1 protein-coding gene is annotated in these 247 nt (G+C 66.8%); it reads right to left on the minus strand.

The window, feature by feature from the left end; genetic code table 11:
- A partial coding sequence (locus ACR9ZK_RS22930; RefSeq protein ID WP_481344220.1) for a DUF1302 family protein occupies window positions 1-247 on the minus strand: 247 nt, incomplete at both ends.

A 247-nucleotide genomic window follows, 5' to 3' on the forward strand; every position in this document is an offset into this window, starting at 1 on the left:
GTTGGGCGTGCGGCCGTTCACGGCCTGGAAATAGTAGATCTCCGGGACCACCTGCCAGCCCGGCACGATGGTGCCGTCGTACACCCAGCTGAAGTCGACGTTATAGCCCCACGACGTCTTCGTGCCGACGGATTCCGGCGTGCCCGCGGCGTTGAACTCCTGGCCCCAGCCCCACAGCCCTGCCGCGACGGGATCGGCGCCGTACATCGATTTCAGGTGCGGGTAGCGCACGACGACGGTTTCGGCC

The sequence above is a fragment of the Monashia sp. HAY1-5C genome (assembly GCF_056755255.1).